Source organism: Nocardia jejuensis NBRC 103114, from assembly GCF_001613145.1.
GTDB classification, from domain to species: domain Bacteria; phylum Actinomycetota; class Actinomycetes; order Mycobacteriales; family Mycobacteriaceae; genus Nocardia; species Nocardia jejuensis.
This window is the reverse complement of the sequence record NZ_BDBU01000002.1, coordinates 280964-306803: the sequence shown is the minus strand read 5'-3', so window position 1 is coordinate 306803 and position 25840 is coordinate 280964. Positions and strand designations below refer to the sequence as shown.

Genomic DNA, 25840 nt, shown 5'->3' with positions numbered 1-25840 from the left:
CCCGGTTCCGGGAATCGACCGACGCTCGACCCGCCGACGAGGCGAATGCTCACGGTCGTAAAGTCGCGAATACTCTTGCGCCACCGACGGTCTCGGCACCGACGGACGGTCCCGGGCGCCGATGCACATCCGGGGTGCGCGCGCCCCGGCGTCTCGTGCTCACTCGACTATCGGTGTGATTTCCGCGCCGGGTACCCGTGCGAGGGGCGGGTAGATCGGGTACGGGTGAATTCCGAACAGGTAGTCGCGGAAGGTCCGCAGATACTCGTTCTGCTGCTGGTCGTCGAGGAACGCGGTCGTGTTCGGGTCGAACCACTCTTTCGGTGCCGGGCGTCGCGCGATCACGTAGTCGAGGGCTTCGCGCACCATGTCCCCGTAGCTCGGCTCCGCGAGGATGGCGGACCGCAATTCTGGTGCGTAGCGCCACATCTGATCGCCCAGATAGGTGTAGGGCATCCGGCCGACCGGCCACAGCAGACTGTCGACATGCGGGATTTCCTCCCACCACTCCGGCAGCGGGTCGGGCCGCACACCGGCCCCCGGCTGTGCGGGTGAATCCGTCAGGCGTCCCGGGCCGGAGGCGGGTGCGGCGGGATTTCGGCCGACGCCGCGCGGACGCCAATTTGGTCCGGTCCAGAGATTGCTGGGCGGATACCACACCCCGCGCCACACCGGGACTCCGAGATGGGAAGGATTCAGCGGGAGTTTCTCCGCGAGCGAGATGTCGACCGTGATGTGACGAATCGGAGGCAGCACCGCCCCCTCCGGGAGCAGATCAGCCACCATCGACAAGCAATCCCGCTCGTCGAATCCGGTCACACCGACGCCCTGACTCCCCGGCCAGAAGGACCGCCCGCTGTCCACATCGAATCGGATCCAGAATCGCCGCACCATACGCACCCCCTCCATGGTCCTACGTCGAGCATGGTCCTACGTCGAGCATGGTCCTACGTCGAGCGCGTGCCCACGATACCGACGCCCGATCGGGTTCCACCACTCGATATTCCGCACGATGATGCGGTCGACCAGGCACTGCCGTCGCCAGCGGTGCGGCTGTTCAGTTGCGGAGTTCTTCGATGAGATCCAGGGCCGGGTAGAGCACGGGGCGCAGTGGACGGAGCCGCGAGAGCGCCACGATGCGTTCCACGAGCGGGGCGGTTCGGCGGATCAGCAGCCGGGTGCGTTCCTGGCCGGGGCTGCGGTCGTGGACCCAGAACAGGACGATGCCCATGTGGGCCAGCCACAGCAGATCGGGCAGCGCGGCCATGAGCCGCTTGTCGCCCTTGACGTCGGCGCCGATGACCAGGTTGCTCATGATGGTGGTGGATGCCTGTCGGGCAGGCCGACTTTCGTCGCTGAACGGGCTGAGCGGGCTGGTGGGTTCCGCGGCGATGGCGAAGAACTTTCCGCCGAACTCGTGGTAGGGCGCGGCCACGTCGACGAAGGCCAGTTCCATCATCTGCCATCGAACAGCCAGGGAATCGCCGCGGGGAGTCTCCTCGACCCGCTCCCGATGCAGGGCCTGGATGTGTTCGTAGAAACCCTGGACCAGGTGTTCCTTGGATGTGAAGTAGTAGTAGGCGTTGCCGACGCTGACACCGGCCTCGCCCGCGATCGCACGCATGGTGGTCTTGGTGAAGCCGTTCTGCTCGAACAGGCGCAGGGCGGCATCGATGATCTGCCGGCGAGTTTCCTCACCGCGCGCGGTCGTGGGCTCGGGGCGGGGCATGTGGCTCAGGCTAGTAGGGCGTCGTCGGCCGAAGCTGGGCGGACAACGGCCTGCTGCTCACGATGCCTGCCGCGCCGTATCTTGTTCAGGGCGATCAGGTTCGCGAAGTGCATACCGCCGAGCACGAGCAGGACCATCCCGAGTTTTCTGGCGAGTTCCTCGATCGCAACGCGCGAATCCTCGACCGGAACGCTGATGCGCAGGGCCAGGGCCACGAATCCCGCGTTCACGAGCCAGAACCCGATGACCAGCAGGTGATTCACGGCTTCGGCGAGGTCGCGGTCCCCGTTCATGACATCGACCAGAAACCCCGCACCGGTGCGGTGCAGGACCCGAGCCACCCAGAACGTGACCGCCAAACTGACGATCGTGTAGGCCGCGTAAGTGATGACGACAAGGTTCATTGTCCCAGCTCCCTGCTTATTTGAACGTGTTCAACTGTGAGGCTAGGCCATTATTTGAACATGTTCAAGTACGACGATCGGCCCCACGCTGATGCGTGAGGCCGATTTCCGATGCGGTCAGGAGTTCTTCAGGATTTCGATCTTCTCGGTCACGGGGTCGTCGGTGGCGCGGTGGACACCGACCGGGTCGGGGACCGGCCGCGAGGGGTTTCGATTCGGATTGCGTTGGGAGCGTGCGGGGTTCGCCGCACCGGTGAAGCCAAGTGCTGCGCCTGCGATGAACGCGAACACACCCAGGACGCCGAGGGCGATCGGGACGGTGCGGCCGAAGACCGAGAGTTTGTCGATGCTCTCCTGCGCGACGGCCATCTGGGAGTCGACGGTCTTGTCGTCGAAGACGATGTGCGACTTCAGCGCGGTGACGTCCGGCTTGTCGCCGTTTCGGGCGTAGTACAGGTGGATCCGCTCGCCGCCTTTGACGACCGTCCCGGTCTCGGGCTCGACCCACACATCGCGGGTGTTGGTGTAGTAGCGGGTCATCGTGACGGGAGCGTCGCCCTCCAGGCCCCATTTGGTGGCGGGCAGGGTCAGCTTGTTCGACGCGGCCTGCACCACGTTCCACATATCGGTGACCGGGATCGACTGCTGGAAGTGGTAGACCCGCATACCTTTGATCGAGGTCTCCTCGATGAAGTCGATGTCGTAGGTCTTTCGCGCGTTCAGGTCGAAGTACGGGTAGGTCTTCTTCTCGGTGCCGATCGGGAATCGGTATTGAAGTCCGACGTGCTGCACCGGATCAGCCACCGACGCACCGTCTTTGGTGGCCGTGACGGCGATCGAACCATTGGGATTCGCGGCGACCGGCTCACCGCTCCTGCGGTCGATGGTGACCCGGTCGATGCTCGCGGTGAGCACACCCGCGGCGGTGTCCCGATCGCCACGACGCAGGGTCTGACCCGCCTGAATGGTCATTTCCGCCGCGCCGGAGGGGTCTTCGACGGTGACGAAGCGCTGCGAGATGATCGGCACATCGGTGTCGATCTTCGCCGCACCGTCCGGGGACGCAAGCGATCTGGAGTCCAGGACCAGACTGTCCTCGCCGGGCTGACTCGTGGCGATGGTGGTGATCTCGAGGTCGAGAGGAGTCTTGGCCAGCCGGTTCAGGGTGTAGGTCGGGATCAGCGCGGCCATGACGATCAGCAGCGCGCCGAGCGCCACCAGGAGGCAGGCGGTGGTCCGCTTGGCCGCGCTCATCGGTGGCCGTACTGGACGTTGCCGAGCATCGAGGAGCCGGGATCGGCGCCCTGCCCGAGGTCGGGGCGTGAATCCTGCTGCGAGGCAACGGTGATGGCGGCAATGGCGGCCACGCCCAGAATTGCGCCGGCCACTCCGCTCGCGATCGCGGGTACTGCGAACTTCATCGGGTTCTCCAGGTTAATCGAAAGCTCAAGCGACGGTGAAGAATCCGAGCGTCGGCAGGAACGAACAGGTGGTGAGGTCGGCGGCGCCGGTCGTAGTGCTCAGCGAGCCGGACAGGACCGCGGCGATCCGGCCCGAGCCGGTGTCCGCGACGGCGCTGAGCGTGACCGGGCCGTCGGGGTTGATCTTCGCCTCATCGGTCAGCGGGGTGCTGCCCGACTTGCGGGTGTCGAGGTTGACCCACTGCACGGTGATCGGCGGGTTCTGCTGCGGCGTAGGCGATTTGGTGCCGAGAGCGGTGAAGACGAATCCGGTCTGACCGGCCTTCGGCCCGGGCGGGGGCAGCGCGGCCGGGCCGGGCACGGCGAGCGCGGCGCCCACCGAATCCGAGGTCGACCCGATGCACCCCTTGCCCAGGGTCGGGTAGAAGAACTGGGAGATGACCGGACCGTCCAGCGGAGGCAGTTCGGGGCCGCCGCCACCGCTGCCGTCGAGGAAGGTGATGACCTTTTCCAGAGTGGCTTTGAGCTGCGCGGGAGGATTCAGTGTCGCCAGCAGGGTACGAGCCTGGGCGAGGATGGCAGCCTGCGGGCTGTCCGCGATCTCGGCGGGCGCGGGCGCCGGTTCCGCGATCGCTGCCGGGGGCGCGGCGAGCGAAGCGCTCGCGGCGATGGTGAGCGCGGCGATGACGAACCGCGATCCTCTGGTGCGAAGCACGTGTTGTTCCCTCATGTGGTACCGATCGGTTTCAGATCCATGAGGTTAAAACATATTGACACACAACACAATCGATTCAGAGAAGTGGTCCGAAACTCGTGCAGTTGCACAACGTGCAGGTCCAGCCGGTGGGCGGCGCGATCGGCGAATCGATCGCGCCCCCGCGGTCGAACAGGTGACCGGCCGCGCCCACGCACTGTCGCCCGCGGGGGCGGTCGCGCACGCCCCGAGAATTCCGCCGAGTCCGGCACGTCGCGGTTACCCGCCGCGCGCGTATCCCGGGTCCGGGATCAGGGACTACCGGACCAGTTGCACCACTGCGGTTCTCATCTCGGTGACGGCGCCGGGTCGATACTGCTGTTGCCGGTCGGCCGGCCCCAGGTCGAGCACAAGCGTCACTTCGCCCTCCGCGTTCGGCGACACGGTCATCGGACTTCCATCGACGGTGACCCGCACCTGATCCGCGCCTCGGAACAACGGTGGCGTCGTGATGCTGGTCGTGCCACTACCGGTGACGCTCAGGCCGGTGTCGCTGACGTCGCGCAGGTCCAGGAACTCCATCGCCCGGTTCGGGTCCGCGCGCACCGACCAGCCCCACACGTCGAAGGACGGCTCGATCGAGCGGAAGTCGAAGGAGCTCGGCGCGGCCGGTGGACTCGCGAAGACCTCCGCCAGATGTCGAATCGCCTGCCGCATCTCATATTCGAAGAGCGCCGCCCCGTGGCACCCCCACGGAAGGTCGGTCCACCCGTGCGGGATGTCCAGGGCCAGCAGCACGGTGTGCATGCTGACGCTGGGCTGGTGCACCAGCGCGCTTTCCACCGGGCAGCCGACGGACTGCTCTCCGGCGGACTCACCGTGCGCGGGGTCGTAGACCCCGTTGCCCGTGAAGACTTGCAGATCGACTGCCCGCAGGTTCTCGGCGAGGTCGGGCGGATTGTGCCCGCGCCATCGAATCTCCTCGGTGGCACGGGGTCCGTAGACCGCGGCGGGCGCGGCGCCCTGTGCGATCGGTGTGTACGACACCGGGTCCCAGGTCTGGGGAGAATTCGTGTCCAGAACACCCGACAGGCTTGCCGCGGCCACGAACCGGTCCGGATGACGGGCGGCGAGCATGAACGTGCCGTACCCGCCCATCGACTCGCCCACGATCGCACGGTGTGCTCGATCGGGAATCGTGCGGAAGTTGGCATCGATCAGCGGGATCAGTTGCCCGATCACGAACGACTCGTATTTCGGTGGGCCGCCGCGGCCCTGGTCGAACCAGTCCGACCAGAACCCGATGTCTCCACGCGGTTCCACGACGATGGACGGATAGGACTCGGTGACGGCCTCGCCGTCGTAGGCGGCGCGCAACGCGGTCTGATCGTGGTTCGCCCCGGCGAGGTAGTAGGTGACCGGCCAGCGCTGCCCGTCATCGGGTCGATATCCCCTCGGCAGCATCACCTCCACCGCGACCGGGGCGGTGAATGCGTTGGTGGACACCGTGATCTGTACGGTGCGCGAAGTCAGCCAGTGTTCCGCGACGATCGTGGCGTCGGGGACCGCCGCGAGATTCGCGGGCGGTTGCGCGGTCGCGGGCAGCCCCGCGCAGGCGAGCAGGATGCCGGCCGCGGCGCTGGCCCATTTCCGGCCGATGAGGGGAGTCATCCGAATTCTCTTTCGATCGAACGTGATTCGACAACCGCGATCGCGCTCAGCGCACGGACTTGATCGGCAGAGCGGCGAGTCCGCCGAGCACGATCGCGACGATGGCGCCGATGAACAGCGCGGTGTAGTTCGGCCCGGAATCTCCGAGCCCGAGCAATGGCGTGGCCAGCACCGGCAGCAGCAGCTGGGGAAGCTGGTAGGACAGGGCGATGACGGCGAGCCCGGCGCCCGCGCCGGTGTCGGCGGAGTCCGGCAGCAATTCGGTCATCATCGCGACATCGACACAGACGAACGCGCCCTGCCCCATCCCGACCAGGGCGATCCCGATGACGAAGACGGTCGGTTCGTGTGCGGACATCGCGACCAGCAAGCCCACCCCGGAGAACAGCGCCGAGGTGTACACGATGGGCTTGCGCCGGCCGGTGCGGTCGGAAATCCAGCTGAACGCGACGCTGGTGAGGACGCTGGCCGCGAACATCGCCCCGATCACAGCGCCCTGGGTGGTGGTCGCCTCGGCCGGGGTCAGCCCGAGGCGATCGGTGAGCAGGTAGAGCAGGTAGGTCGCCACCGACACCAGAGACATGGTGACGAGCAACCGGCACAGCCATGCCCAGGCGAAGTCCCGGTGCCGCACCGGGTTGATCCAGTAGCTGCGCGCCAGGCTCCGCCAGCCCACGGCCACGGGTTCGGTGCGCACGATGTCGCGAAGTACCACCACCACGCCGATATCGGCGAGCAGTCCGAGCACGCCGGGCACGCCGAACCAATAGCGGGGATCGCCCGGCACGGCACCCACCAGCCAACTGCCGAGGGCGGGCGCGAGCGCCGTGCTCATTCCGAACGCGGCGGCGACCCGAGCCCGGACCCGAGCCGGAATCTGTTCGGCCAGTAGCGCATTGAGTGCCATGGTGGTCGCGCCGAAACCGGCCTGCGTCACCGCCCATCCGGCGACGATTACCGGGACGCTCGCGGCGAACGCGAGCACCAGCATGCCGAGCACACCGACCATCGCGCCCCCGAGAATGAACGGCCGCCGGATACCGGCGCGTGCGGTGGACACGTCGCTGATGCGGCCCAGTGGAGCGGACACCAGGATTATCACGATGCCGCCGACCGCGACGATCAGCGACAGCGTCTGGGACTTGCCCGCGGGATCCAGCTCGGACAGCCGCAACGGGATGCTGACGAATCCGGCGGACAACACCGCGAGCGCGGTGCCGAGGTAGGCCAGCACCAGCATCGGCAGGAACAGTGGCGATTGCGCCCGGCCCGGGAAGCGCGCGGAGGTGTCGCGCGGACTGGACACGTGTTCGGTCTCGGACATCGTCGACTTTCGTTCCGGTGTAGATCTTTTCGGCTGCGCGGGCTGCGCGTGGGGCACGACTCCCCCGCGTCGGCGGACCGCCCGATCGTGCTCGGACCAGCGGGTCCGGTGCGCCCGAGCGTCGGACAGTCGGCGTCGGGGTGCGCTGCGGATTTCGGCGCGGGGTATGCGTGACCGGCACGGCCAGTCCCCTTAAGTGAATTGATTGAAGTGCGACCTGCGCCACATTACTCAGACGAACATGTACGTCAAGCCTCTACATATCCACTAAGTGAATCGACATGGTCTTCTGCTAGTCTGATCCGCAGGCGGCGAACCGATGGAAGGCGTGAACCGATGGCGAGTGAGACGAACCTGGTCCGGCCCGGACGGGGGACCCGCCCGGCCAACCGGCGGCAGCTGATCGTGGACGCCGCCACCGAACTGTTCTGCGACCGCGGCTACGGCGAGATCGGCATGGGCGACGTCGCCGAGTCGGTCGGCATGGGCCCTTCGGCGCTCTATCGCCATTTCCGTGGCAAGCAGGAGCTGCTCGCCACGGTCATCGACGCCCAGCTCACCCGTTACGTCGATGTGGCGCAGGCGTACGCGGCCGATCCCGGCCGCGACCTGCCGGGCGAACTCGCCGCGACCGTGCTCGATCGCCGCGGCGTCGGAGTTCTCTGGCGGCGCGAGACCCGCAATCTCACCGAGGCCGACTCGTCTCGGTTCCTCGATACCGGCTGGCACGTCGCGGAACTGACCGCGACGGCCATCCGGGCTCGACGCCCGGAACTCGACGCGGCCGGGGCCGGAGTACTGGCATTCTGCGTGCTCGCGGTCGCCAACAGCGCCTCCCTGCACACCGCGACACTGCCCGAACCAGCCATGTCCACCCTGCTGGCCGAGCTGATCGCCACGGTGATCGCCACGCCCCTGCCAGTCGGCGACGCGGGGTCCCCGCAGGAAGAGCAGGCGGGAATCAGCGTCCATTCCCGACGCGAGGCGATCGTCACCGAATCGGTGAAACTGTTCGCCACCAAGGGATTCGGCGCGGCCAGTATGGAGGACATCGGCTCGGCGGTCGGTATCGCCGGTCAGAGCGTCTACAACCATTTCCCGTCCAAGGCCGACATCCTGGCCGCGGCGATCGGGCGTGGCGCGGAAGGGCTCTGGATCGACCTGCACCGAACGTTCGCCCGCGCCCGCGATCCCCGCGACGGCCTGACCGGACTGCTGGCGGCCTATCGGGAGTTCGTGTTCGACAACCCGCAGCTGATGCAGATCCTCGTCTCCGACATGGCGTATCTCCCCGAGGCGGAGCTGCACCGAGCCCGCACCACCCAGCACGACTACATCGCCGAATGGTGCCGGCTACTGCGGACCCTGCGCCCGGAATTCGACGGCACCACGGCCCGCATTCGCGTGCAGGCGGCCCAGGTGATGCTCAGCGATGTGGCATCGACCCCGCAGCTCCGGCGCCACCCCGGCATCGACGCGATCCTGCACGAGATCGGTGGCCGCCTGCTCACCCTGCCCGACGCCTGAATCCCGCACTCCGACAACGACATATCGATCTCTGGAGACACCATGGCCCGACCGATTCCGCAACCCGCCCGCACGATCATGGCAGTGGCCCGGCTGCTGACCAGGCTGCGACTGATCCCCCTTCCGCAGCAGGTACTGAGCGAGCCCCACTCCGCCCGCTTGGCCAAGACCCATCCGTGGTTCTTCGGTGGCAGAGACGATCTCGGTGTCCGCACCTGGAACGACACCGTCGCCGGACGCGGGGGGCCGATCCCGATCCGGATCTATGCTCGCCCGGACCTTCGGCCCGGCGCCCCGGCGGTCCTGTTCATCCACGGCGGCGGCTTCGTCAACGGCGGACTGGACTTCGCCGACAATATCCAGCGCGGGCTCGCCGCGCGCACCGGCTACCTCGTGGTGGGCATCTCCTACCGCCTTGCTCCCGAATTCCCTTTCCCCGCAGCACTACACGACTGTCAGGACGTCCTGCAGTGGATGGTCGACACCCGACCGCACGGGCTCGATCCGCAGCGGATCGGCGTGGGCGGCGAGAGCGCGGGCGGCAACCTGGCCGCGGCCCTGACGATCGCCAACCGCGACGGCGCACGGCACCCGATACGACACCAGGTCATCATCTATCCGTTCACCGACACCACCTTGACCTCGCCGGACTGGGACGCTTCCACCATGCCCGGCGGAGACCGCGCCGCGGCCGAACGCATGGTTCACGACTACGCGGGCGAGAACAAGGACGAACCGTTGATCAGTGTCCTGCATGCCGACCATGCCGGACTGCCGCCGGCGATGGTCATCTCCTGTGAGCACGACCCGCTGCGCACCGACAGCATCCGCTACGCGGAGGCGCTGCTCGAGGCAGGTGTGCCCACCCGCCACCGCCACTACGACAACATGCCGCACGCCTACCTCGTCATGCCCGGCATCATCGCGGAGGCCGAAACGTCGTTGGACGAGATCGCCCGGGAGATCACCGAGCAGCTGGGACCGGCGATGTCCCTGAACTCCCGCGAGTAGGCGGTACCCGAGCCCACTCCAGCTCGCTTCCGGCTGACCGGAATCCGGGCCGGTTGCCGATATGCTGACGCCATCGACTCAGCGCGGAGCTTCGAGAAGGCCCTGGCCCGGGAGCGGGCAGCGGACACAGGTGCGTGGGCGTCGTTCGCGGGCTGCCTGATCGCGGTGTTCATGCAGATGATCGACGGAACGATCGTGACGACCGCGCTGCCGGCCATCACCTCGGATCTGCGACTCTCGTCGCAGGCGCAACTGCTGGTGGTGTCCGGGTACTCGCTGGCCTTCGCGTGCACCCTGCTGACCGCGGCCAGGATCGGGGAGCTTGCGGGGCGGCGCACGATGTTCCTCGCCTCGGTGGCGGCGTTCACCGCCGCGTCCCTGTGGTGCGGAATGTCCAGCAGTGCAGGCGAACTCGTGGCCGCGCGCGTCGTGCAGGGGGTGGCCGCGGCGGGGATGACCGCACAGACCATCGCCATAGTCGCGGCCGGTTTTCCGCGTGATCGGCATCAGCAGGTGTTCGCCGTCTACGGCGCTGTCGCGGGTTTCGCGGGGATGGTGGGGCCCATTCTGGGCGGGGCGCTGGTCGAGGCCGATCTGTTCGGATCCGGCTGGCACGCGGTGTTCCTGATCAATCTGCCGCTGGGCCTGCTCGCCTTCGTACTGGCGCTGCGGTATCTGCGTCCGGTCCGGCCGCGACAGCGTGAACGACTGGACCCGGCCGGGGTGGCGCTGTCCACGCTGAGCGTGTTCGCACTGCTGTACGCGCTGACCGATATTCAACAGTACGGCTGGCGGATCGCGCCCTGCCTGCTGATCGTCGCGGCGGCCGCGTGCGCGCTGGGGTTCGCGGCGCAGCAGCGCCGGGAGGCGCGGCGCGGGCGCAGCCCGATGGTTCGATTCGATCTGTTCGCCGACCGGCGTTTCGCGATCGGCTCCCTCCTGGTGGCCATGTTCTTCGGCCTGTTCACCGCGTTCGTGTTCGCGATCTCGATCACACTGCAGGATGTGCTGGGGTTCTCGCCGTGGCGCACGGGCCTGTTGATGACGCCGTTCGCGGTCGGGGCGTGCGCGGGGGCGCTGCTGTCACCGATCCTGGTGCGGCGCTGGGGCGTTGCGGCCTTGGCGGTGGCGATCACCGTGTTCGGCGGATGCGTGGCGGCCGGGGCCGTGTACCTCGGCGTGACCGGTGGTGCGGTGTGCGTACCCCTGGTCATCGGCCCGGTGGTGCTGGCCGGCGCGAGTGTCGGAGCGTTCAGCGTTCCGTTGCAGCCGATCATGCTCTCGGGACTGCGGCAGCGGCAGATGGACGCCGCCTCGGGCGTACTGCCGACCATCGAGCAGCTGGGCAACGCGCTGGGGCTGGTTCTGTTGAGCGCGTTGTTCTTCCGCGCGCACACCGTGCCGGGCAGTGTCACCATGTTCGCGGCGATCGCCGTGGTCGCCTTCGGCGCCGGCGCGCTCACTCTCGCACTGCCGTATTCGGCGCAGCGCGCCGGTGCTCCCGATTCGCAGGCCGGTTAGACCCCGAGCGCGGCGGCGAACATCGGCCAGGAATCGTGCACGTCGTCCTGCCAGTACGGCCACGCGTGAGTGCCGGCCCGGAACACGACCTGAGCCGGAATGCCCAGGGCCGCCAGCCGATCGGTCAGTGCCGCGGTGCACCCCCGCACCACCGATTCCATCCCGCCGCCCACCAGCATCCGGTCCGCGAGCCGCCCGGCATCCCCGCCGATCGACGGGTCGGCGAGCGTATCGTGCACCCCCGCACCACCGTCCCCCGCCGAGATGTACATCGCCACCCCGCGCAGACTCTCGGCATTGCGGATCGGATCGTGCGCCGCCCAGGCCGGGCTACCGGCCGGGCCCCACATATTGCCCGCGTTCGCGCCGTACAGCTGCAGCTGCGAGTACACGTACGCGCTCGACACCGGATCGCTCGTGCGCGGACATCCGCTGTAGGACCCGACCGCCTGATACCGGCCCGGGGCCTCGATCGCCAGGTTCAGCGCCGAGGTCGCCGACATCGACGTTCCGGCAACGGCATTGCGGCCGGTCATGCCGAATCGGTCCTGCAACAGCGACGGCAGTTCGTCGATCAGGAAGGTGGACCACCGGTTGCGCCCCAGCGCCGGATCATCGGTGACCCAATCGGTGTAATAGGAGGCGCGCCCGCCGATCGGCTGGATGACATTGACCGGTTTGTCGGCGAAGAACTGTGCCACGTCGGTGCGATTGGTCCAGGGACCGCCGTTCTCACCGCCGTCGACCGCGTTGAGCAGATACAGCGCCGGCGCGGGGCCGCCGGGATGCGACACCCACACCGGTATCGGCCTGTTCATGGCGGCGGAGTAGACGATCACCTCGAATTGCCGGCCACCGAGCGGGCGGACCTCGAGAATCGAGGAGCCGGAATCGGCGACCGCGGGGATCGGCAACAGGACAGCGAAAGCGGCGGCGATGACGACGACCAAACAGCGCAGAGTCCGGTGCATGAAGTCAGTATTGCGCGGCACCGCGGCGATTCCGGGGCTTCACCGCGCGTGTTCGTCGATGGAATGCACCCGCAGCGACGTGATCTCATCGCTGCCGGGACCGGCCACCAGCATCCTCTCGGCGATCGACCGCCGCAGCGCGCGTGGCAGGTCCGGCGCGATATGGGTGAAATACGCGTACAGCCACTCACGTCGAGCGACCAGGAAGGGAAAGTCGGTGCTCATCATGGGTCGCAGCACGAGCATCGGGACCGGGGAGTCCAGCGGATGGAACTCGCGGTTCCACAAGCCCGGTACCGCGCAGCCCGGATAGAACTGCCCGAGCATCGATCCCTCGCTGACCGCCTGGGATTTGCGGTTCCGATGCACCGCGTCGATGAGGTCGTAGCGGGTGAGTTCCGGGAAGATCGTGACGAGCGTGAATCGCTCTGCCCCGGAGGGGTTCTCGCTTCGCAGCGCGCGGTAGATATCGAGGGCGTCGTCGACGATGTGATCCATCCGCGCCGCCGAGAGCTCGTCGCCGCCTGCCGCGGATCCGGCCCACACGAGCTGCCGGGCGGCGCTGTGCCGGATGAACGGACAGACCGGCCCGGGCCGTCCGAGTTCCGGATGGGGACTCGACAGGTGCTCGGTGATCCAGCGCAGCAGTAGACCGGCCTCGGTGGACCGACGCTCCCAGCGCACGGGGTCCTCGTAGACGTTCCACCAGGTCACACCCGACCGTGTCCCGGTCCTCATCGCGGGTCCACCCGATCCAGGTGCGCGCTCAGCAGCGGGCCGACGATCGGCACGACGTCGGCATTGCAGAACTGGGCGTGTGTCGTCGGCACCGGATGCTCCACGAGCGTGCCGGTGACGTACGGGCGCCACATCTGGACGCCGACCGATTCGGTCACCCCTCGAGTGGCGGAGAAGTACAGCAGATCACCGTCGAAAACACCGGGTCGGCAGCCATGGGACAGGCGCACGCCGTCGCGGTAGCCCCGATGCAGTCGCGTCAGCTGCTCCGCGGTCAAACCCGATCCGAAACAGGCTGTGGCGCGGTGTAGTTCGGCGGCAGCCTCGTCGGCGGTGACGTCTTCGAGCAGATCGCCGTCCGCGGGTTCGTCGCCCAGTAGGTGGGTGAGCAGATCACGCATGCGCGGCAGCGGCGGCGGGGGCATCTGTTCCGGGAACACGATGCTGTCGAGCATGGCCAGCGTGCCCACCCCTGCGCCGAGCTCGGTCAGCCGGATCGCGATGGCGTGCGCGATCTGCCCACCCAGCGACCAGCCCAGCAGGTGGTACGGCCCCTCGGGTTGCACGCGCAGAATCTCCCGCACGTACCCGTCGGCGAGATCCTCGATGGACGCTCCGGCGCGCGGTTCACCCGCCAGGGTCAATGCCTGCAGGCCGTACACGGGGCGGTCGGCCAGCTGCTGCGCCAGCGCGGCGTAGCACCAGGCCAGCGGCACGGCCGAGTGCACACAGAACAGCGGCTGCCGAATTCCGTTGCGACGCAGCGGGAGCACCACCCCGAGGGCATCGTCGGCAGCGGTGTCGCGCTGTTCCGAGAGGCGGGCGGCCAGCTCTCGTACGGTCGGGGCGGTGTAGAGCCAGCGCACCGTGACCGGGAGGCCGGTGGCGGCGGCCAGTTCGGCCGAGAGCCCCACGCCCAGCAGGGAATTGCCGCCCACCTCGAAGAAGTCGTCGTCCAGGCCCACGCGCGGCGTCCCGGTGCACCTGGCGAAGTGGTCCGCGACCACCTGCTGCACCGCGGTTTCCGGGGATCGATAGGCGCGGGGCGTGTCCGGAGGCGGCGGCAGCGCGGTCCGATCCACCTTGCCGTGCGCGGTGACCGGGAGCCGGTCCACCTCCACCAGCCGCGCGGGGACGAGCGCGGCGGGCAGCAGGTCGCGCAGACGGCGAATCAGATCGGCATGGTCGAGGCCACTGTCCTGGGCGGCGGTCACATAGGCGATCACTCGCAGTCCCGCGGGTCCCTCGTGCGCGGTGACCACGGCCTGATCGATCTCCGGCTGGGCCCGCACCGCGGCTTCGACCTCCGCGGGCTCGATCCGACGGCCCCGCACGCTGAGCTGACTGTCCGAGCGGCCCAGGAACTCGAAGGTGCCGTCGGGTGCGGTGTGTACGAGATCGCCTGTGCGATAGAGGCGTTCGCCGTACTCGAACGGGTCCGCGACGAACCGCTCGGCCGTCGCGCCCGGCCTGCCGTGATAGCCCCGCGCGACGCCGGGGCCGCCCAGGTACAGCTCACCCTCGCCGCACTGCGGCGCCGGGCGTAGCCGATCGTCGAGAACCCGCGCGCGGACCCCCGGCAACACCGAGCCGATCGTGACCGGAGCGTCCGGCCTCAGCGCTGCGGATTGGGTTGCCATGACGGTGGTTTCGGTGGGGCCGTAACCATTGAACAGGCGCAGAGCCGGACCCCATCGGGCGAGAAGATCCGTCGGACAGGTTTCGCCGCCCACCACCGCGACCCGCAGCCGCGGCACCTGTTCCGGGGTCAGGGTCGCCAGCACAGCGGGAGTGGTCAGGAAGTGAGTGATCATCGACCGGTGCAACAGCTCGGCCAGCGCCGCTCCGGCCACGACCGCGGGTGGTTCGACCACCAGCGTCGCCCCGGCCGCGAACGTCGCCAGCAACTCGAGCAGGTGCGCGTCGAACGAGGGCGCGTGCGCGTGCAGGACGCGCGAATCCCGCCGCACTCCATAGTGTTCGACGATGTGGTCGGTGAGCGGGCCGAGTCCGCGGTGGGTGACGCACACGCCCTTCGGGACGCCGGTGGTGCCCGAGGTGTAGATGAGGTAGGCGGGATGGTCCGGATGCGTCGGCCGAAGCAGCTCGCCGTCCCGAATCGCAGCGCCCGAGCGCGGCGCCGTTCGGTCCAGGGTGCCGTGGTCATCGAGCATCAGCCACCGTGGTTCCGGCGGGAGTGCGTCGCGCACCGCGGCCACGGTTACTCCCAGGCGCGCACCGCAGTCGGCGGCGACGGCCGCGAGGCGGTGGACGGGATCGGTGGGATCGACCGGAACGAATGCCGCGCCGGTCTTCGCCACGGCCCACAGCGCCAGCACCGATTCCGCCGAACGCGGCACCGCCACCAGTACGAATTGCCCTGGGCCCGAACCTGATTCGATCAAAACCCGAGCCCAGCGCGAGGATGTCTCGTCGAGCTCCCGGTAGGTCCAGGCGCGATCACCGTCCTGGATCGCGACACGTTCGCTGATCGCCGTGGACTCGCTGTCCGAGTCGTCGCCGAGCAGCGGGGTACGAAGCAGCGCCGGTAGTAGCCGATCGATCCGCGCGGCCGCCGGGCCGGACAGGAGTCGTGCGGGATCCAGCCCTCGCACGGTCTGGTCGGGATCGGCGAGGAAGCGCTCGAAGTAGTCCAGGAACCGTCGATACAGCGCGTGCAGCGCCTCGGCGGAGTACAGCGCCGAATTGCCCTGCATACCCAGGGTGACGGCGTGCTCGTCCGGCCCCAACTGGTACCCGTTGATCAGCAGATCCTCCACCGGACCCAGCGCCAGCAACTCCACCTGCGCGGTCAACGGGCCCATGCTCAGCGGTTCCACGGTCCCGAGCATGTTCACCACCGGGCCGAAACTCCCTCGTGCGGTGTGGCTTTCGCCCCGGTCACGCTGAATGTCCTCGTAGCGGTATCGCTGATGACGCAGCGCGCCGATGATACGGGCGCGGACCTGTTTCACCACCTCGAGCACGGTGCCGTCCCGCAGATCGCGCAGCCGCAGCGGAACGACATTGGACACCGATCCGGCCGAGCGCCGCAGAGCCGCGGTCGGGCGTGCCGCCACCGGCAGCGACAGCACGATCTCCCGAGCTCCGGTCATCGCGGCGAGACAGCACGCGAATGCCGCGACGGTCAATTCCGGCAGTGTGTAGCCGTCCCGTCGCCGCCATTCCGCCAGGAGTTCGGCGGTGTGCGCCGGAATCGTCGCCGATATCCGGTGCGGCGGGCGAAGCCGGGCGGGCAGCCGCGCGGTCACGCGGACCGGGTCGGGCATACCCGCCACCTGCTCCGACCAGTACGCGCCATCGGATACCGCACGTGCGGTACCGCCGTAGGAGCGCTCCTGCTCGAGCAGTTCCGCGATGGTGAGCGGGCGGGCCGCGACGCCTCCGGGCACACCGACCGAATCGCCGGGTCCGTCCAGATCCATTGCCGCGGTGTACAACTCGACGGTTCTGCGCAGGACCGCGGCGGCTCCGATCCCGTCCAGCACGATGTGATGACTGCGCAGATACAGCAGATGATGCTCGCGGCCGACTCGGAAGACCGTTGCCACGGTCAGCGTGTCGGCGAGCAGATTCAGGGGCGCGCCGTGGTCGCGGTCCATCCGCGCGAGGGCAATGGCGATCGCGTCCGGTTCGGGCAGGTCGGTGAGGTCCTCGAACCCCATCTCCGCGAACGCGTTCGGGTCCAGGTACTGCCGTGGATATCCCTCGGCCATCCGGAAACGCAGCCGCGGCGAGTGCAACTCCCCCGCCGCGCGCACGGTGCATTCGCGCAGCAGGCGCATGCGCAGCGGCCCGCGTAACCGCAGATACAGGGCAACGGTATTGGGAACTTCGGGATACAGCTCCTGCGCGACCCACCAGCGCAACTGCGCCGCGGAGAGCGGGAAATCCGCGTCCGCGACGACACCGGCGGCCGGATCGGGCACGGCGAATCGGAGTATCGCCTCCGCGTCGGCCTGCGCCACCGTGTCTCCTCACGCCCCGAGCACCATCGATCGAACCGTCGCGCCGAAACCTACTGCATGCGCGCCGGTCGACCATCCGCGAACCGCCGACCGACCGTCGAACTCACTCTCACCGGGCGCCATTGCGAGGCCTCCCCGACGGGTATCGCCGACAATTCCCTCGCACGCCGGATATCCCGATTCGGGAATTGACGACCGAAATGCCGTGGCAACGACCGAATAGCGTGGCTTCACGATTTACAGCAAATTTAGAGTTACCGTTTTGGGGTGACCTCGCCGGAACCCACCAATGCCGCCCAAGTCATCAGTGCCGCCATCGAACTGCTCACCATGTGGGTCTCCGAAGGTGACGACGCACGCGACGCGCAAGCGGAGTACATCGGCCGCAGGATCACCGACCTCGACGAGACCGGACGTATTCACCTCATCCGCGGCCAGTTGTATCTCAACGAACTGCTGCTGCTGTCCGTGGCCGAGGCCAATGGCGCCTCGGGCCCCGAGGCATTGCGCGCCAGCGGCGTGCAATGGTTGCGCGAGCTCGCCCTCGAAATCGCCCAGTAGCCCAATAGCCCGAAAAACGGCCCGTCGCCGCCCGGCCCGACTCGGCCGCTGGGCCGACCGGGATTCCCCACCCGGACGACGGTACCGATATCCATACCTGGACATTTCGCTACCGTCCAGCAATTCGCATGGCGCCGTGCCGTCCGACAGGAATCCTGCGCACCCGAATGCCCGCCTCACGATACGGAATTCGATTCCGAACCCTGTGCTCCGCAACCGATCACGACCGGCGACCTCGAGTGGTTTCTCCGGTCCACGCCGCCCCATCTCCGGCACCGCCCCATCTCCGGCACCGCACCGCACGATCCCGGAGTGTGTGCCGCCGGCCGGTTCGGCCGCGCCGCGAGGTGGACCCGATCGAGCTGCGCCGCGCGGTTTGACATGGAGTCCACTCCAACTCGTAGCGTTCTTCTCGGACGCCTCCGGCGGGAAAACCCGGAGACCACACCGGAAGAGAGTGCAGCGATGACGACATCGGCCCCGGCCACCGACCGCTACGAGCTCGGCCTCGAGGTTCTCCGCCAGGTGTCGGGCCCCTCGGGTCCGGCCGTGCTGGCCGGGTTGGACGACATCGCACCGGATCTCGCTCGCATGACGGCGGAGTTCGCGTACGGCGATATCTACGCCCGCCCCGGATTGACTCTCGCGCAGCGCCAGATCGCCACCGTCGCGGCCCTGACCGCACTGGGCAATGCCGCACCACAACTGCGCTTTCACATCGACGCGGCCCTGACCCTCGGGCTCACCCCGGCCGAGATCGTCGAGGTCATCATCCACACCAGTGTCTACGCCGGATTCCCCGCGGCCCTCAACGGCCTCACCGCCGCCCGCGCCGCCTTCGCAGCGCGCCCGGATCTCGACTCCACCCCGGCACCGGGCACCCATCACCCCGAGGAGACCTCCCGGCAACGCTACGAGCGCGGTCTGACTCAGCTGGCCCGCATCGACGGCCGTGCCGGGGACGCCGTGATCCGCTCACTGTCCGATATCGCGCCCGACCTCGGCCGCTACATCGTCGAATTCGCGTTCGCCGACGTCTACTCTCGCGAGGGGCTGAACCTCCGGGACCGCGAACTCGCCACCATCGCCGCGTGCACCGCCCTGGGCACCGCCGGACCTCAGCTGCGGGTCCATCTGCACGGGCTGCTCAACGTCGGCGGCACCCGCACCCAAGCCGTCGAGACGATCATCCAGATGGCCGTGTACGCGGGATTCCCCGCCGCCCTCAACGGAATCGCCGCCGCGCGTGAGGTTTTCACCGAGCGTGACACCACCGGCGTGACCGACCCGGCCTGACCGCGGGCGCGCGAGGTCCGCGCACCACGGCGGCCGCCGCATGGACCGGCACCCGAGCGGGGCAGCAGCGCGCGCACTTCCCTGGGCGACAACGGCGGGCCCGGCAGTGCGCCGAGTCCGCCGCTGTCATCGAGAATTACTGCCGCAGAACCTGTTCGATCCGGCTAGAGCTGCTCCCCCACCGTCACCCGCGCGTGATTGCCGATCCGGTCGGCTTCGGGCGCGCCGTGCTCACCGGTCAGCCACACCAGAATCTGGGTGCCGGGCGAATTGTGCGTCGGGTCCGAGAGTCGCACACTGGCGGTGCGCTTCTCACCGTCGCAGATCGCGTGGACCCACGCGCGATCGGGCTCGGTTCCCCCGTCGTGGATCGTGAACTGCACGGCTTCGGCGCCCGAGGCGTGTTCGCAGCTGTAGGTCGCGTGCACCGACCCGTCCGCGCCCGTGGCGCTGACGTGCTCGAGACTGTGCACCGTGGCTTCGAAGCCCGCGATCGCCAATCCCAGCAGGGTCACCATCACACTGGCCATGCACACCAGCAAACCCCGACCCATCCACCGACTTTCAGGAAACATCTACACCGACCCTTCCTCGTCACGGCCGACTGGCTACCCCAGTCCAGCGAACCGTCCTATTCGACCCCCGAAGCCGCGCAACCGCGTTGCGCCACACCGCGCGGAGATCGAACCGTCGATCCGCACGCTCGGCCGGACCGCGGCGCGGCACTTCGCATTCGTACAAGCGGCAGCGGCATCGAGCTGGCTACCCTGCGAACCATGACCAACAGATCGCCTTCGATACGACCGCAACCGATGATCGCCGTCCGCGATGTGATCGCCTCCAGTGGGTGGTACCAGCGGGTACTCGGCGCGGCCGGCGGACACGGCGGGTCCGAGTACGAGCAGCTCACGGTCGACGGGCAGATGATCATGCAGTTGCACCGGCTCGACTGCGGGCACCATCACGGCACGATCGGCGATCCGAACCAGCCGGTGGGCAACGGCCTCGCGCTGTGGTTCGAAGCCGACGACTTCGACGCTCTGGTGGCACGGATCGGCAGTGCCGCGGTGTCGATCGAGACCGATGTGCACCGCAACCCCAACTCCGGGCACCGCGAGATCTGGCTGCGTGACCCGGATTCCTATCTGGTCGTCATCGCCGAGGCCTGAGAGCGAGACGCCGGCAGCGGCCCCGCGCGCTGTCGTGGCCGCTGCTCGCGATCGTCGAATCGGCCATTGCAGAAGGACTTTGGGCATACTCGATCCCATGACGACATCAGACGAGACCGAACTGCGTGATCTGCTCGACACCGCGCGGATCACCCGGGTGTTCGACAGCTACTTCCGCGCCCTGGACGAGAAGCAGTTCGACCTGTCCCGCTTCGAACGAATCTTCACCTCCGACGCGAAGGTCGTCCGGCCCAACGGCGTCGCCATGACCGGCCCGGAGACCATCGCGCACAGTCACGCCGACAGCTTCACCCGCTTCGAGGGATCTCAGCACCTGCTCACCGGCCACCATGTGGAGATCGACGGCGATACGGCCACCCTTCGAGCCAATATGGTGGCGATCCACCTCTGGAAGGACATGCCGGCCGGTGCGAGCATGCTCGATCGCTCGTTCACCGCGGGCGGTGTCATCACCGCGGAGCTGCTGCGCACCCCCGACGGCTGGCGGATCGCCCAGGTCGCCAACCGAATCCTGTGGCGGACAGGCTATTCCGGGAACATCGCGCAGACTCGCTGATCATCCGGGGAACACCACCTGATTCTCGCGGCGTGTGATCCGTGGCCACCGACCGGATCCACCGCCGTGCTCACAGGGGCGAACCGGGCGATCTTCCGCCGGGTTCAGGTCCTCGACGGAGTCGGACCGGCCGCGTGCGGTGTCGCCGTGACATCCCCGGCGGCGAACAATGTCAGCGTCGACACTCCGAGTTCCCCGCACCGATCTCCCGTCGAGGGTGCCCGACCTCGACTCGAGCAACGACCCGAACCGGCGACGCCGCTCGATCAGACTGTCGGCAACCGCCGTAAGTGCGCACACCGGCGCGATGTTTGCTGAATGTTTGACAGACGATTCGCAGGGTATGCGCGTGTACGCAGCACGCTGAGACCAGATCGTTTCCCACGCGGCACTCCGCCGGGGCAACCCCGATCGGAACGCCGCCGACTCGGAGGACAGATCATGGCGAAAACGTTGGAATCCCTGATCGGCTGCACGGTGCGAGACATCTCCGGAGCCGAGATCGGACAGGTCGAAGGCTTCTATATCGATAACGAGTCCGGCACCGCGACGTGGGCGGCGGTATCGGTCACTATGGCCGGCGACCAGGCGCTGACACCGCTGGCAGGTGCCCAGTACCAGCCCGAGGACAACTCGCTGCGGGTGCGGGTCGACCGCGATCAGGTGCGCGGGGCGCCGTATGTCGAGCACGACGGCAGGCTCGAACCACAGGCCGAACGAGACCTGCTCACCTACTACGACAGCGGTCAGCGACGCGGCAACGCGATGACCGTGGATCCGCGGATCCGGAATGCCGCCGACGAGCCGATGACCTACGGCCGCGCCGGTGCCGAGAGTTTGCTGAACTCCGAGCGTGAGCCGTTCGTCCCGGGAACCGCCCGCACGGAACGGATCGCGAACGAACGCGGCGGTACCGACGAAACATACCGTGGCGCATAGCTTTTCGTACCCAATCAGCTGATCACCAGGAGGAATCATGGAGTGGTTACTCGGTCTTCTCGGAGGTGTCGTCGGCGGCGGAATCGGTGGTGCGAAGAGCCCGTTCGGGCCGCTCGCCCACGGTGTCGCCGGTGCGGTCGGTGGCGGGATCACCGGCGCGATCATCGAATCCGCCACCGGAAGCGGCTTGGATTTCGGCCAGATCCTCGCTCAGGTCGCGGGTGGCGGCGTGGTGGGCGCGCTGTTCTCGGCAGTGCTCGGACTCGTACGGAAACCCAAGGCGGGAGTTCAGTCATGACACAGTGGAAGCGATCCTTCTCCGGCATGGCCGCGGTCGCCGCGTTGATCGTGGCCTCGGGTACCGGCCTGCTGCTCGGCCCGACCGCGACGGCACAGCCACCCGGGGCCGCGGCCGCGATCGACGCGCACTATCAGGACAAGGGCGGCGCGTCCACGCCGCTCGGTGACAAGGTCGGGGCCCTCTACGCGTTCGGACCCGACGGCGCCGCACAGGACTATCAGGGCGGCAAGATCATCTACTCCGCCGACACCGGCGCGAAGGTGATGTACGGCGCGATCCTGGACAAGTACCTGGCACTCGGCGGCCCGAACGCCGGGCTGGGCTACCCGACCAATGACGAGTCGGATGCCGCGGTCGCCGGCACCGCCCGCTTCAGCGAGTTCTCCGCGGCCGATGGGGCCACCATCCAGTGGAGTCCGCAGAACGGGGCGTGGCTGGTGCGCGGTCCGATCCGGACCGCGTGGTCGCACCTGCACGCGACCGACGGAGCGCTGGGCGCGCCGATGAGCGACACGACCCTCGACAACGGTGTGTACAGCCAGACGTTCACCGGCCAGAGCGGGGAACCGGTGCAGATCCAGTGGAGTCAGGCCGGTGGATTCGTCACCACCCCGCCCGATATCGCCGGTCAGCTCAGCGGTCTCGACGTATCCGCGCCCGGCGCTCCCCCCGGTGACTCGATGGCCGCGGGCACGGCCGCCGCGTCGAGTTCGAGTTCCAACACGAAGTGGTGGGCCCTGCCCATCGGGCTCGTGATCGCGGCCGCCGCGGGTGGTCTCGCGGCCCTCGTCACGAAAGGCCGTCGCCATCAGCACAATTCGGCGACCACGACGGGAGCCGTGAACCAACCGGCAGCGCGATCGGGTATGGGCACGGCGCGATCGGGTATGGGCACGGCCGGGCCGATGCACACCGCCGGTGCGCATCTGGCGTCGCTGAGCGAGCGGGCCCGCCCGTTCACGGTCGGCACCACACCCGGGCGACACGCCTAGGCCCCTCACCGATGGCGGAGCGCCCCCGAGCAGCGGGGCGCTCCGCCATCACGGCGCGGTAATGGAGATCACCCGGTTGCTCGTTTCGATCCGCGCCGACGGGGCACTCGACCCACGGATACCGACAACCCGCCATCGCAAGGAGAGCCTCGGATGACGCATGCAGCTACCGCACCGATCGGCCGGACCCAGGACACCGTCCTGGACAGCATCAACTGGCCGGGACTGACGCTACTGCTGTTCGGAGTCCTCACTCTGGCCTGGACATTCACCACCGCGACCGGCCCGTCCCCGATCCGGGCCCTGAGTGGCACCATCGCCGCCTCCGTCGCGGTGATCGCCGGATTCGCCTGGACGGCGGTCGAATACCTGCGCAATCGTCAGCGCGTGACGAACCGATGACTTCGCGCGCTCTCCGTTCCGCTCACGCCTCCCATGCAGGTCAGCACTGATTGCGGGTTTGTGCCAGTCGATTCGATCCCGGTAGCGTTCGGGTCCGGTCGGCGATCCAGGCGATCAGTGCAGCTACACACAGTGAGAGGCGACCGACATGACCGCAGCTTCGAGTCGTCCGGCCGTGTCAGCCGACTCTCCACCCGCCGCCGATCAGGATCTGCGGGCTTTGTTCGGACAGTCCCTGGCGCTCTTCGCCGACTTCGACGGCCCCGAACATGTCCTCCACGAAGCGAACCCGGCCTTCCTCGCCGCGCTCGGGCGCACCGGCGTCGACGTGGGAGCACCGATCGCCGGACTACTCGACGCGTCGATCGGCCGGGAGCTCCTCGGCGCGCTGGACGCGGTGTACCGCACCGGCGAGCCGAGTACCGGCCGCGACATCCGGGTGGTGGTCGGGGCGGCGGAGCAGGCGCGGGACGTCTTCTTCGATTTCGCCTTCGAACCCCGCCGAGACGCCGAGGGCGCCGTGATCGGAACCCGGGTCATCGGTGTGGAGACCACCCAGATCAAACACGCGCAACGGCTCACCGCGGAACAGCGCGCGCTGCTCGAGCAGATCGCCCGCGATGCACCGCTGTCCGAGGTGCTCGACGGAATGGCCCGCAGCATCGAGGTTCTCGCGCCCGATCAGGTCCTGGTATCGGTCCTGCTCGCCGACCCCGACGGCCTGCACCTGCGGCACGGCGCGGCCCCCAGCCTGCCGGAGTTCTACAACCGCGCCATCGACGGGATCGCCACCGGCGAGGCGGTCGGATCCTGCGGCACCGCCGCGCACCGCCGTGTGCCGGTCATCGTCACCGATATCGGAACCGACCCGTTCTGGGACGACTTCCGCGGCTTGGCCGAGGAGGCCGGACTCGCCGCCTGCTGGTCGACACCGATCCTGGGACGCGACGGCAGCCTGCTGGGCACCTTCGCCATGTACCACCGCGTTCCCCGCACACCCCAGGACAGCGACCTCGCTCTGGCGCGACTGTTCGCCGACACCGCGAGCCTGGCCATCGAACGCCACCACATCGAACAGGCCAAGCTCGACGCCGAGGCCCGCGCCGTGGCCGCCCGCGACGAACTGGCGCGCGCGATGCGCGCCGAACAGCGGTTGCGAGCCGAGGCCGAAGAGCGCGCGAGTGCCGCCGCCGAGCTGGCCGCCGCCATGCGCACCGCCGCCGCCACCCACGCCGCCCGCCCGCATCCCGAACACTGCCAACTCGGCGGCGCGGCCGGATGCACCGAGCCCGCGGAGCTGAAAATCGCCGATTCCTGGGGAGATTCGGCCTGGGGTTGCCTCGCACACGTCGAGGAAGCCATGTTCAGCGTCCGGACGGTCTTCATCGCGAGTGAGGAACTCGGCGGCCTCCTGAGCTACGTCAACCGCTAGCCCCGAGTGCAAAACACCCCCGGCCCAACGACATTGGGCCGGGGGCGTTCCGTCGTGCGGGTCAGCGCTCCCACACCCGGCTCTCGACGAACCTCGCCCAGGTGTCGGCAGGAAAACTCAGGATCGGCCCACAGCCGTCATCTTTGGTATCGCGGACCAGGGTCGCGCCCTGTGCGTGGAACACCTCGACACACTGATTGCCTTGGTTCGACCGGCTCGACTTGTACCACTCGCCCATGACCGGCTTCTTCACGCCGCGTACTCCTTCGCGATCTTCATCACCAAGTCTCTGGTGTCCTGTTCCCCCAACGCTACCGCGCGAATGTCCTCGATCGCCCGTTCATATCGATTGACGTCTTCGTCGTGCTCGTGGAAAACCGACCCGATGACACCGTCTGCGTAGACCACGGTCGACAGAGTGAGGCCGCTCGAGCTGTGCCCCCATCACACCAGGCTCTCCTACTCGATTCCGAAGTACGGCTTCACAGAGCAGCGCCTCATATCGGAAGGTGGGATCATCCAGTCGCGCTTGACGTTTGGCCGTCAACTCGATGCGTCGTTCGAGGTCGACCATAGAGTTGCCGAAATCCAGACGAGAGGTCCGCGAACGGAGCGGCAGGCATCGAGGCGAACTCGTCCAGAACTGAACAACCAGTGCGGCAAGCGATACGGGGGCCGTGGGCCTCGAACTCGCCGTCCGCGACCGCATCACCTACACGCGACACCAGAGATGCAGCGTAACAACCATTCAGGGAGGCGGACACAGTGGAAATATTCGGCCCTCGCTTGAAAAGACTCGAAGACTGCCACATACGGGACGACAGCGATATCTCGATGAACGCGGCCGAGGCGCTGGAAGTCATGTTCATCCATCGCGACTGCGACTCCGTCTTCTGCGCGCGAAAGGTGGCAGCGGCTCGCATGATCGGTTTGGACGCCGACAAGTACGCCGAACCGTCCAACGTCCGTGCGCTCCCACCGCGATCGGCCAGGACGTAGCAACCCCGACCGCGAAGACCGATCCCGCACCCACCAAGTAGCGCGGCGCTCATCGAGCCTGCGCATCGGTCGGCTGCATGACCGCCAATCCCTCAAACGGGAATACAGTTCCATTAACGTCAGTTGACTGCTACTGTCTCAAATTAACGGGATCTCAGACCCGTTAAGGACC

The 25840-nt window shown here is 67.9% G+C and carries 28 protein-coding genes; 13 read left to right on the top strand and 15 right to left on the bottom strand.

From position 1 onward, the window contains the following. Positions 1-159: 159 nt before the first annotated feature. The 8 genes from NJ1_RS01875 to NJ1_RS01845 form a co-directional block, all read right to left on the bottom strand. Positions 160-900 carry a hypothetical protein gene (locus NJ1_RS01875; protein ID WP_157573689.1) on the bottom strand — a complete coding sequence of 247 codons (741 nt, stop codon included), beginning with the start codon at positions 898-900 and terminating at the stop codon, positions 160-162. A gap of 157 nt (positions 901-1057) precedes the next feature. After that, the gene (locus tag NJ1_RS01870) at positions 1058-1729 is read right to left on the bottom strand and encodes a TetR/AcrR family transcriptional regulator (protein ID WP_067686396.1); all 672 of its coding nucleotides are present in this window, start codon (positions 1727-1729) and stop codon (positions 1058-1060) included. A 5-nt stretch (positions 1730-1734) separates the two neighbouring features. Continuing rightward, a complete protein-coding gene (locus NJ1_RS01865; RefSeq protein ID WP_067686394.1) occupies positions 1735-2133 on the bottom strand; it encodes a hypothetical protein in 399 nt (132 codons plus the stop codon). A gap of 117 nt (positions 2134-2250) precedes the next feature. Then, on the bottom strand, positions 2251-3387 hold the full coding sequence (gene pgfA, locus NJ1_RS01860) for a cell envelope lipid trafficking protein PgfA (RefSeq protein ID WP_067686391.1): 1137 nt from the start codon (positions 3385-3387) through the stop codon (positions 2251-2253). Continuing rightward, complete coding sequence (locus tag NJ1_RS37745; RefSeq protein WP_084477640.1) at positions 3384-3554, bottom strand: DUF2613 domain-containing protein; 171 nt, start codon at positions 3552-3554, stop codon at positions 3384-3386. The genes pgfA and NJ1_RS37745 overlap by 4 nt, the downstream gene beginning before the upstream one ends. Before the next feature lie 25 nt (positions 3555-3579). Continuing rightward, positions 3580-4269, bottom strand: coding sequence for an Rv1157c family protein (locus NJ1_RS01855; protein WP_422615727.1), 690 nt, complete (start codon positions 4267-4269; stop codon positions 3580-3582). A gap of 297 nt (positions 4270-4566) precedes the next feature. Then, complete coding sequence (locus NJ1_RS01850; RefSeq protein ID WP_067686387.1) at positions 4567-5919, bottom strand: alpha/beta hydrolase; 1353 nt, start codon at positions 5917-5919, stop codon at positions 4567-4569. A gap of 46 nt (positions 5920-5965) precedes the next feature. Next, positions 5966-7243 carry an MFS transporter gene (locus NJ1_RS01845; RefSeq protein WP_067686384.1) on the bottom strand — a complete coding sequence of 426 codons (1278 nt, stop codon included), beginning with the start codon at positions 7241-7243 and terminating at the stop codon, positions 5966-5968. 336 nt (positions 7244-7579) lie between these two features. Here NJ1_RS01845 and NJ1_RS01840 point away from each other — a divergent pair, with 336 nt between their 5' ends. The 3 genes from NJ1_RS01840 to NJ1_RS01830 all read left to right on the top strand — a co-directional run bounded on the left by NJ1_RS01840 (position 7580) and on the right by NJ1_RS01830 (position 11302). Further along, positions 7580-8770, top strand: a complete 1191-nt coding sequence (locus NJ1_RS01840) for a TetR/AcrR family transcriptional regulator (protein WP_067686380.1) — start codon at positions 7580-7582, stop codon at positions 8768-8770. 42 nt (positions 8771-8812) lie between these two features. Next, positions 8813-9781: an alpha/beta hydrolase gene (locus tag NJ1_RS01835; RefSeq protein ID WP_067686374.1), complete on the top strand. Its 969-nt coding sequence runs from the start codon at positions 8813-8815 to the stop codon at positions 9779-9781. 177 nt (positions 9782-9958) lie between these two features. After that, positions 9959-11302 carry an MFS transporter gene (locus NJ1_RS01830; protein WP_245717171.1) on the top strand — a complete coding sequence of 448 codons (1344 nt, stop codon included), beginning with the start codon at positions 9959-9961 and terminating at the stop codon, positions 11300-11302. On the opposite strand, the gene NJ1_RS01825 is transcribed toward NJ1_RS01830, so the two are convergent. Genes NJ1_RS01825 through NJ1_RS01815 form a run of 3 tightly spaced genes read right to left on the bottom strand, consistent with a single transcriptional unit; the run spans position 11299 to position 17000 of the window. Beyond that, positions 11299-12273: an alpha/beta hydrolase gene (locus NJ1_RS01825; protein WP_067686895.1), complete on the bottom strand. Its 975-nt coding sequence runs from the start codon at positions 12271-12273 to the stop codon at positions 11299-11301. The two genes, NJ1_RS01830 and NJ1_RS01825, sit on opposite strands and share 4 nt — an antisense overlap. A gap of 39 nt (positions 12274-12312) precedes the next feature. Next, positions 12313-13011: a DUF6875 domain-containing protein gene (locus NJ1_RS01820; protein ID WP_067686368.1), complete on the bottom strand. Its 699-nt coding sequence runs from the start codon at positions 13009-13011 to the stop codon at positions 12313-12315. Continuing rightward, the gene (locus tag NJ1_RS01815; RefSeq protein ID WP_245717170.1) at positions 13008-17000 is read right to left on the bottom strand and encodes a non-ribosomal peptide synthetase; all 3993 of its coding nucleotides are present in this window, start codon (positions 16998-17000) and stop codon (positions 13008-13010) included. Before NJ1_RS01815 ends, NJ1_RS01820 begins: the two co-directional genes overlap by 4 nt. Positions 17001-17267: 267 nt before the next feature. Between NJ1_RS01815 and NJ1_RS01810 the strand changes: the two genes are divergently transcribed. Continuing rightward, positions 17268-17561, top strand: coding sequence for a hypothetical protein (locus NJ1_RS01810; RefSeq protein WP_067686365.1), 294 nt, complete (start codon positions 17268-17270; stop codon positions 17559-17561). Positions 17562-18026: 465 nt separating this feature from the next. Further along, positions 18027-18857: a carboxymuconolactone decarboxylase family protein gene (locus tag NJ1_RS01805; RefSeq protein WP_067686358.1), complete on the top strand. Its 831-nt coding sequence runs from the start codon at positions 18027-18029 to the stop codon at positions 18855-18857. 164 nt (positions 18858-19021) lie between these two features. On the opposite strand, the gene NJ1_RS01800 is transcribed toward NJ1_RS01805, so the two are convergent. Then, positions 19022-19411 carry a hypothetical protein gene (locus NJ1_RS01800; protein ID WP_067686355.1) on the bottom strand — a complete coding sequence of 130 codons (390 nt, stop codon included), beginning with the start codon at positions 19409-19411 and terminating at the stop codon, positions 19022-19024. A 222-nt stretch (positions 19412-19633) separates the two neighbouring features. On the opposite strand from NJ1_RS01800, the gene NJ1_RS01795 reads away from it, so the two are divergent. The 7 genes from NJ1_RS01795 (at position 19634) to NJ1_RS01765 (ending at position 24669) form a co-directional block, all read left to right on the top strand. Continuing rightward, a complete protein-coding gene (locus NJ1_RS01795; RefSeq protein ID WP_067686354.1) occupies positions 19634-20026 on the top strand; it encodes a VOC family protein in 393 nt (130 codons plus the stop codon). 97 nt (positions 20027-20123) lie between these two features. Further along, positions 20124-20603: a nuclear transport factor 2 family protein gene (locus tag NJ1_RS01790; RefSeq protein ID WP_067686353.1), complete on the top strand. Its 480-nt coding sequence runs from the start codon at positions 20124-20126 to the stop codon at positions 20601-20603. 441 nt (positions 20604-21044) lie between these two features. Beyond that, on the top strand, positions 21045-21542 hold the full coding sequence (locus NJ1_RS01785; RefSeq protein WP_067686349.1) for a PRC-barrel domain-containing protein: 498 nt from the start codon (positions 21045-21047) through the stop codon (positions 21540-21542). Between the two features lie 37 nt (positions 21543-21579). After that, positions 21580-21840 (top strand): hypothetical protein, encoded by a 261-nt coding sequence (locus NJ1_RS01780; protein ID WP_067686347.1) that lies wholly within the window; start codon positions 21580-21582, stop codon positions 21838-21840. Continuing rightward, positions 21837-22835: an LGFP repeat-containing protein gene (locus NJ1_RS01775; RefSeq protein ID WP_067686345.1), complete on the top strand. Its 999-nt coding sequence runs from the start codon at positions 21837-21839 to the stop codon at positions 22833-22835. The genes NJ1_RS01780 and NJ1_RS01775 overlap by 4 nt, the downstream gene beginning before the upstream one ends. A 153-nt stretch (positions 22836-22988) precedes the next feature. Further along, a complete protein-coding gene (locus NJ1_RS01770; RefSeq protein ID WP_067686342.1) occupies positions 22989-23237 on the top strand; it encodes a hypothetical protein in 249 nt (82 codons plus the stop codon). Between the two features lie 148 nt (positions 23238-23385). After that, positions 23386-24669, top strand: coding sequence for a GAF domain-containing protein (locus NJ1_RS01765; RefSeq protein ID WP_067686339.1), 1284 nt, complete (start codon positions 23386-23388; stop codon positions 24667-24669). Between the two features lie 61 nt (positions 24670-24730). On the opposite strand, the gene NJ1_RS01760 is transcribed toward NJ1_RS01765, so the two are convergent. Genes NJ1_RS01760 through NJ1_RS40930 form a run of 3 tightly spaced genes read right to left on the bottom strand, consistent with a single transcriptional unit; the run spans position 24731 to position 25243 of the window. Continuing rightward, the gene (locus NJ1_RS01760; protein WP_067686337.1) at positions 24731-24922 is read right to left on the bottom strand and encodes a DUF397 domain-containing protein; all 192 of its coding nucleotides are present in this window, start codon (positions 24920-24922) and stop codon (positions 24731-24733) included. Continuing rightward, positions 24919-25077 (bottom strand): Scr1 family TA system antitoxin-like transcriptional regulator, encoded by a 159-nt coding sequence (locus NJ1_RS40800; RefSeq protein ID WP_157573688.1) that lies wholly within the window; start codon positions 25075-25077, stop codon positions 24919-24921. Before NJ1_RS40800 ends, NJ1_RS01760 begins: the two co-directional genes overlap by 4 nt. Beyond that, a complete protein-coding gene (locus NJ1_RS40930) occupies positions 25010-25243 on the bottom strand; it encodes a Scr1 family TA system antitoxin-like transcriptional regulator (RefSeq protein ID WP_369690850.1) in 234 nt (77 codons plus the stop codon). Before NJ1_RS40930 ends, NJ1_RS40800 begins: the two co-directional genes overlap by 68 nt. 260 nt (positions 25244-25503) lie before the next feature. On the opposite strand from NJ1_RS40930, the gene NJ1_RS38670 reads away from it, so the two are divergent. Continuing rightward, positions 25504-25668, top strand: a complete 165-nt coding sequence (locus NJ1_RS38670; protein WP_157573687.1) for a hypothetical protein — start codon at positions 25504-25506, stop codon at positions 25666-25668. Positions 25669-25840 lie beyond the last annotated feature (172 nt).

Bases quoted from the DNA above. Each gene is read 5' to 3' on its own strand.
- NJ1_RS01870 (WP_067686396.1), bottom strand. From the start codon at position 1,729: ATGCCCCGCCCCGAGCCCACGACCGCGCGCGGTGAGGAAACTCGCCGG.
- NJ1_RS01865 (WP_067686394.1), bottom strand. From the start codon at position 2,133: ATGAACCTTGTCGTCATCACTTACGCGGCCTACACGATCGTCAGTTTG.
- pgfA (WP_067686391.1), bottom strand. From the start codon at position 3,387: ATGAGCGCGGCCAAGCGGACCACCGCCTGCCTCCTGGTGGCGCTCGGC.
- NJ1_RS37745 (WP_084477640.1), bottom strand. From the start codon at position 3,554: ATGAAGTTCGCAGTACCCGCGATCGCGAGCGGAGTGGCCGGCGCAATT.
- NJ1_RS01850 (WP_067686387.1), bottom strand. From the start codon at position 5,919: ATGACTCCCCTCATCGGCCGGAAATGGGCCAGCGCCGCGGCCGGCATC.
- NJ1_RS01845 (WP_067686384.1), bottom strand. From the start codon at position 7,243: ATGTCCGAGACCGAACACGTGTCCAGTCCGCGCGACACCTCCGCGCGC.
- NJ1_RS01840 (WP_067686380.1), top strand. From the start codon at position 7,580: ATGGCGAGTGAGACGAACCTGGTCCGGCCCGGACGGGGGACCCGCCCG.
- NJ1_RS01835 (WP_067686374.1), top strand. From the start codon at position 8,813: ATGGCCCGACCGATTCCGCAACCCGCCCGCACGATCATGGCAGTGGCC.
- NJ1_RS01830 (WP_245717171.1), top strand. From the start codon at position 9,959: ATGATCGACGGAACGATCGTGACGACCGCGCTGCCGGCCATCACCTCG.
- NJ1_RS01825 (WP_067686895.1), bottom strand. From the start codon at position 12,273: ATGCACCGGACTCTGCGCTGTTTGGTCGTCGTCATCGCCGCCGCTTTC.
- NJ1_RS01820 (WP_067686368.1), bottom strand. From the start codon at position 13,011: ATGAGGACCGGGACACGGTCGGGTGTGACCTGGTGGAACGTCTACGAG.
- NJ1_RS01805 (WP_067686358.1), top strand. From the start codon at position 18,027: ATGACGACATCGGCCCCGGCCACCGACCGCTACGAGCTCGGCCTCGAG.
- NJ1_RS01800 (WP_067686355.1), bottom strand. From the start codon at position 19,411: ATGGGTCGGGGTTTGCTGGTGTGCATGGCCAGTGTGATGGTGACCCTG.
- NJ1_RS01795 (WP_067686354.1), top strand. From the start codon at position 19,634: ATGACCAACAGATCGCCTTCGATACGACCGCAACCGATGATCGCCGTC.
- NJ1_RS01790 (WP_067686353.1), top strand. From the start codon at position 20,124: ATGACGACATCAGACGAGACCGAACTGCGTGATCTGCTCGACACCGCG.
- NJ1_RS01785 (WP_067686349.1), top strand. From the start codon at position 21,045: ATGGCGAAAACGTTGGAATCCCTGATCGGCTGCACGGTGCGAGACATC.
- NJ1_RS01780 (WP_067686347.1), top strand. From the start codon at position 21,580: ATGGAGTGGTTACTCGGTCTTCTCGGAGGTGTCGTCGGCGGCGGAATC.
- NJ1_RS01775 (WP_067686345.1), top strand. From the start codon at position 21,837: ATGACACAGTGGAAGCGATCCTTCTCCGGCATGGCCGCGGTCGCCGCG.
- NJ1_RS01770 (WP_067686342.1), top strand. From the start codon at position 22,989: ATGACGCATGCAGCTACCGCACCGATCGGCCGGACCCAGGACACCGTC.
- NJ1_RS01765 (WP_067686339.1), top strand. From the start codon at position 23,386: ATGACCGCAGCTTCGAGTCGTCCGGCCGTGTCAGCCGACTCTCCACCC.
- NJ1_RS40930 (WP_369690850.1), bottom strand. From the start codon at position 25,243: ATGGTCGACCTCGAACGACGCATCGAGTTGACGGCCAAACGTCAAGCG.
- NJ1_RS38670 (WP_157573687.1), top strand. From the start codon at position 25,504: ATGAACGCGGCCGAGGCGCTGGAAGTCATGTTCATCCATCGCGACTGC.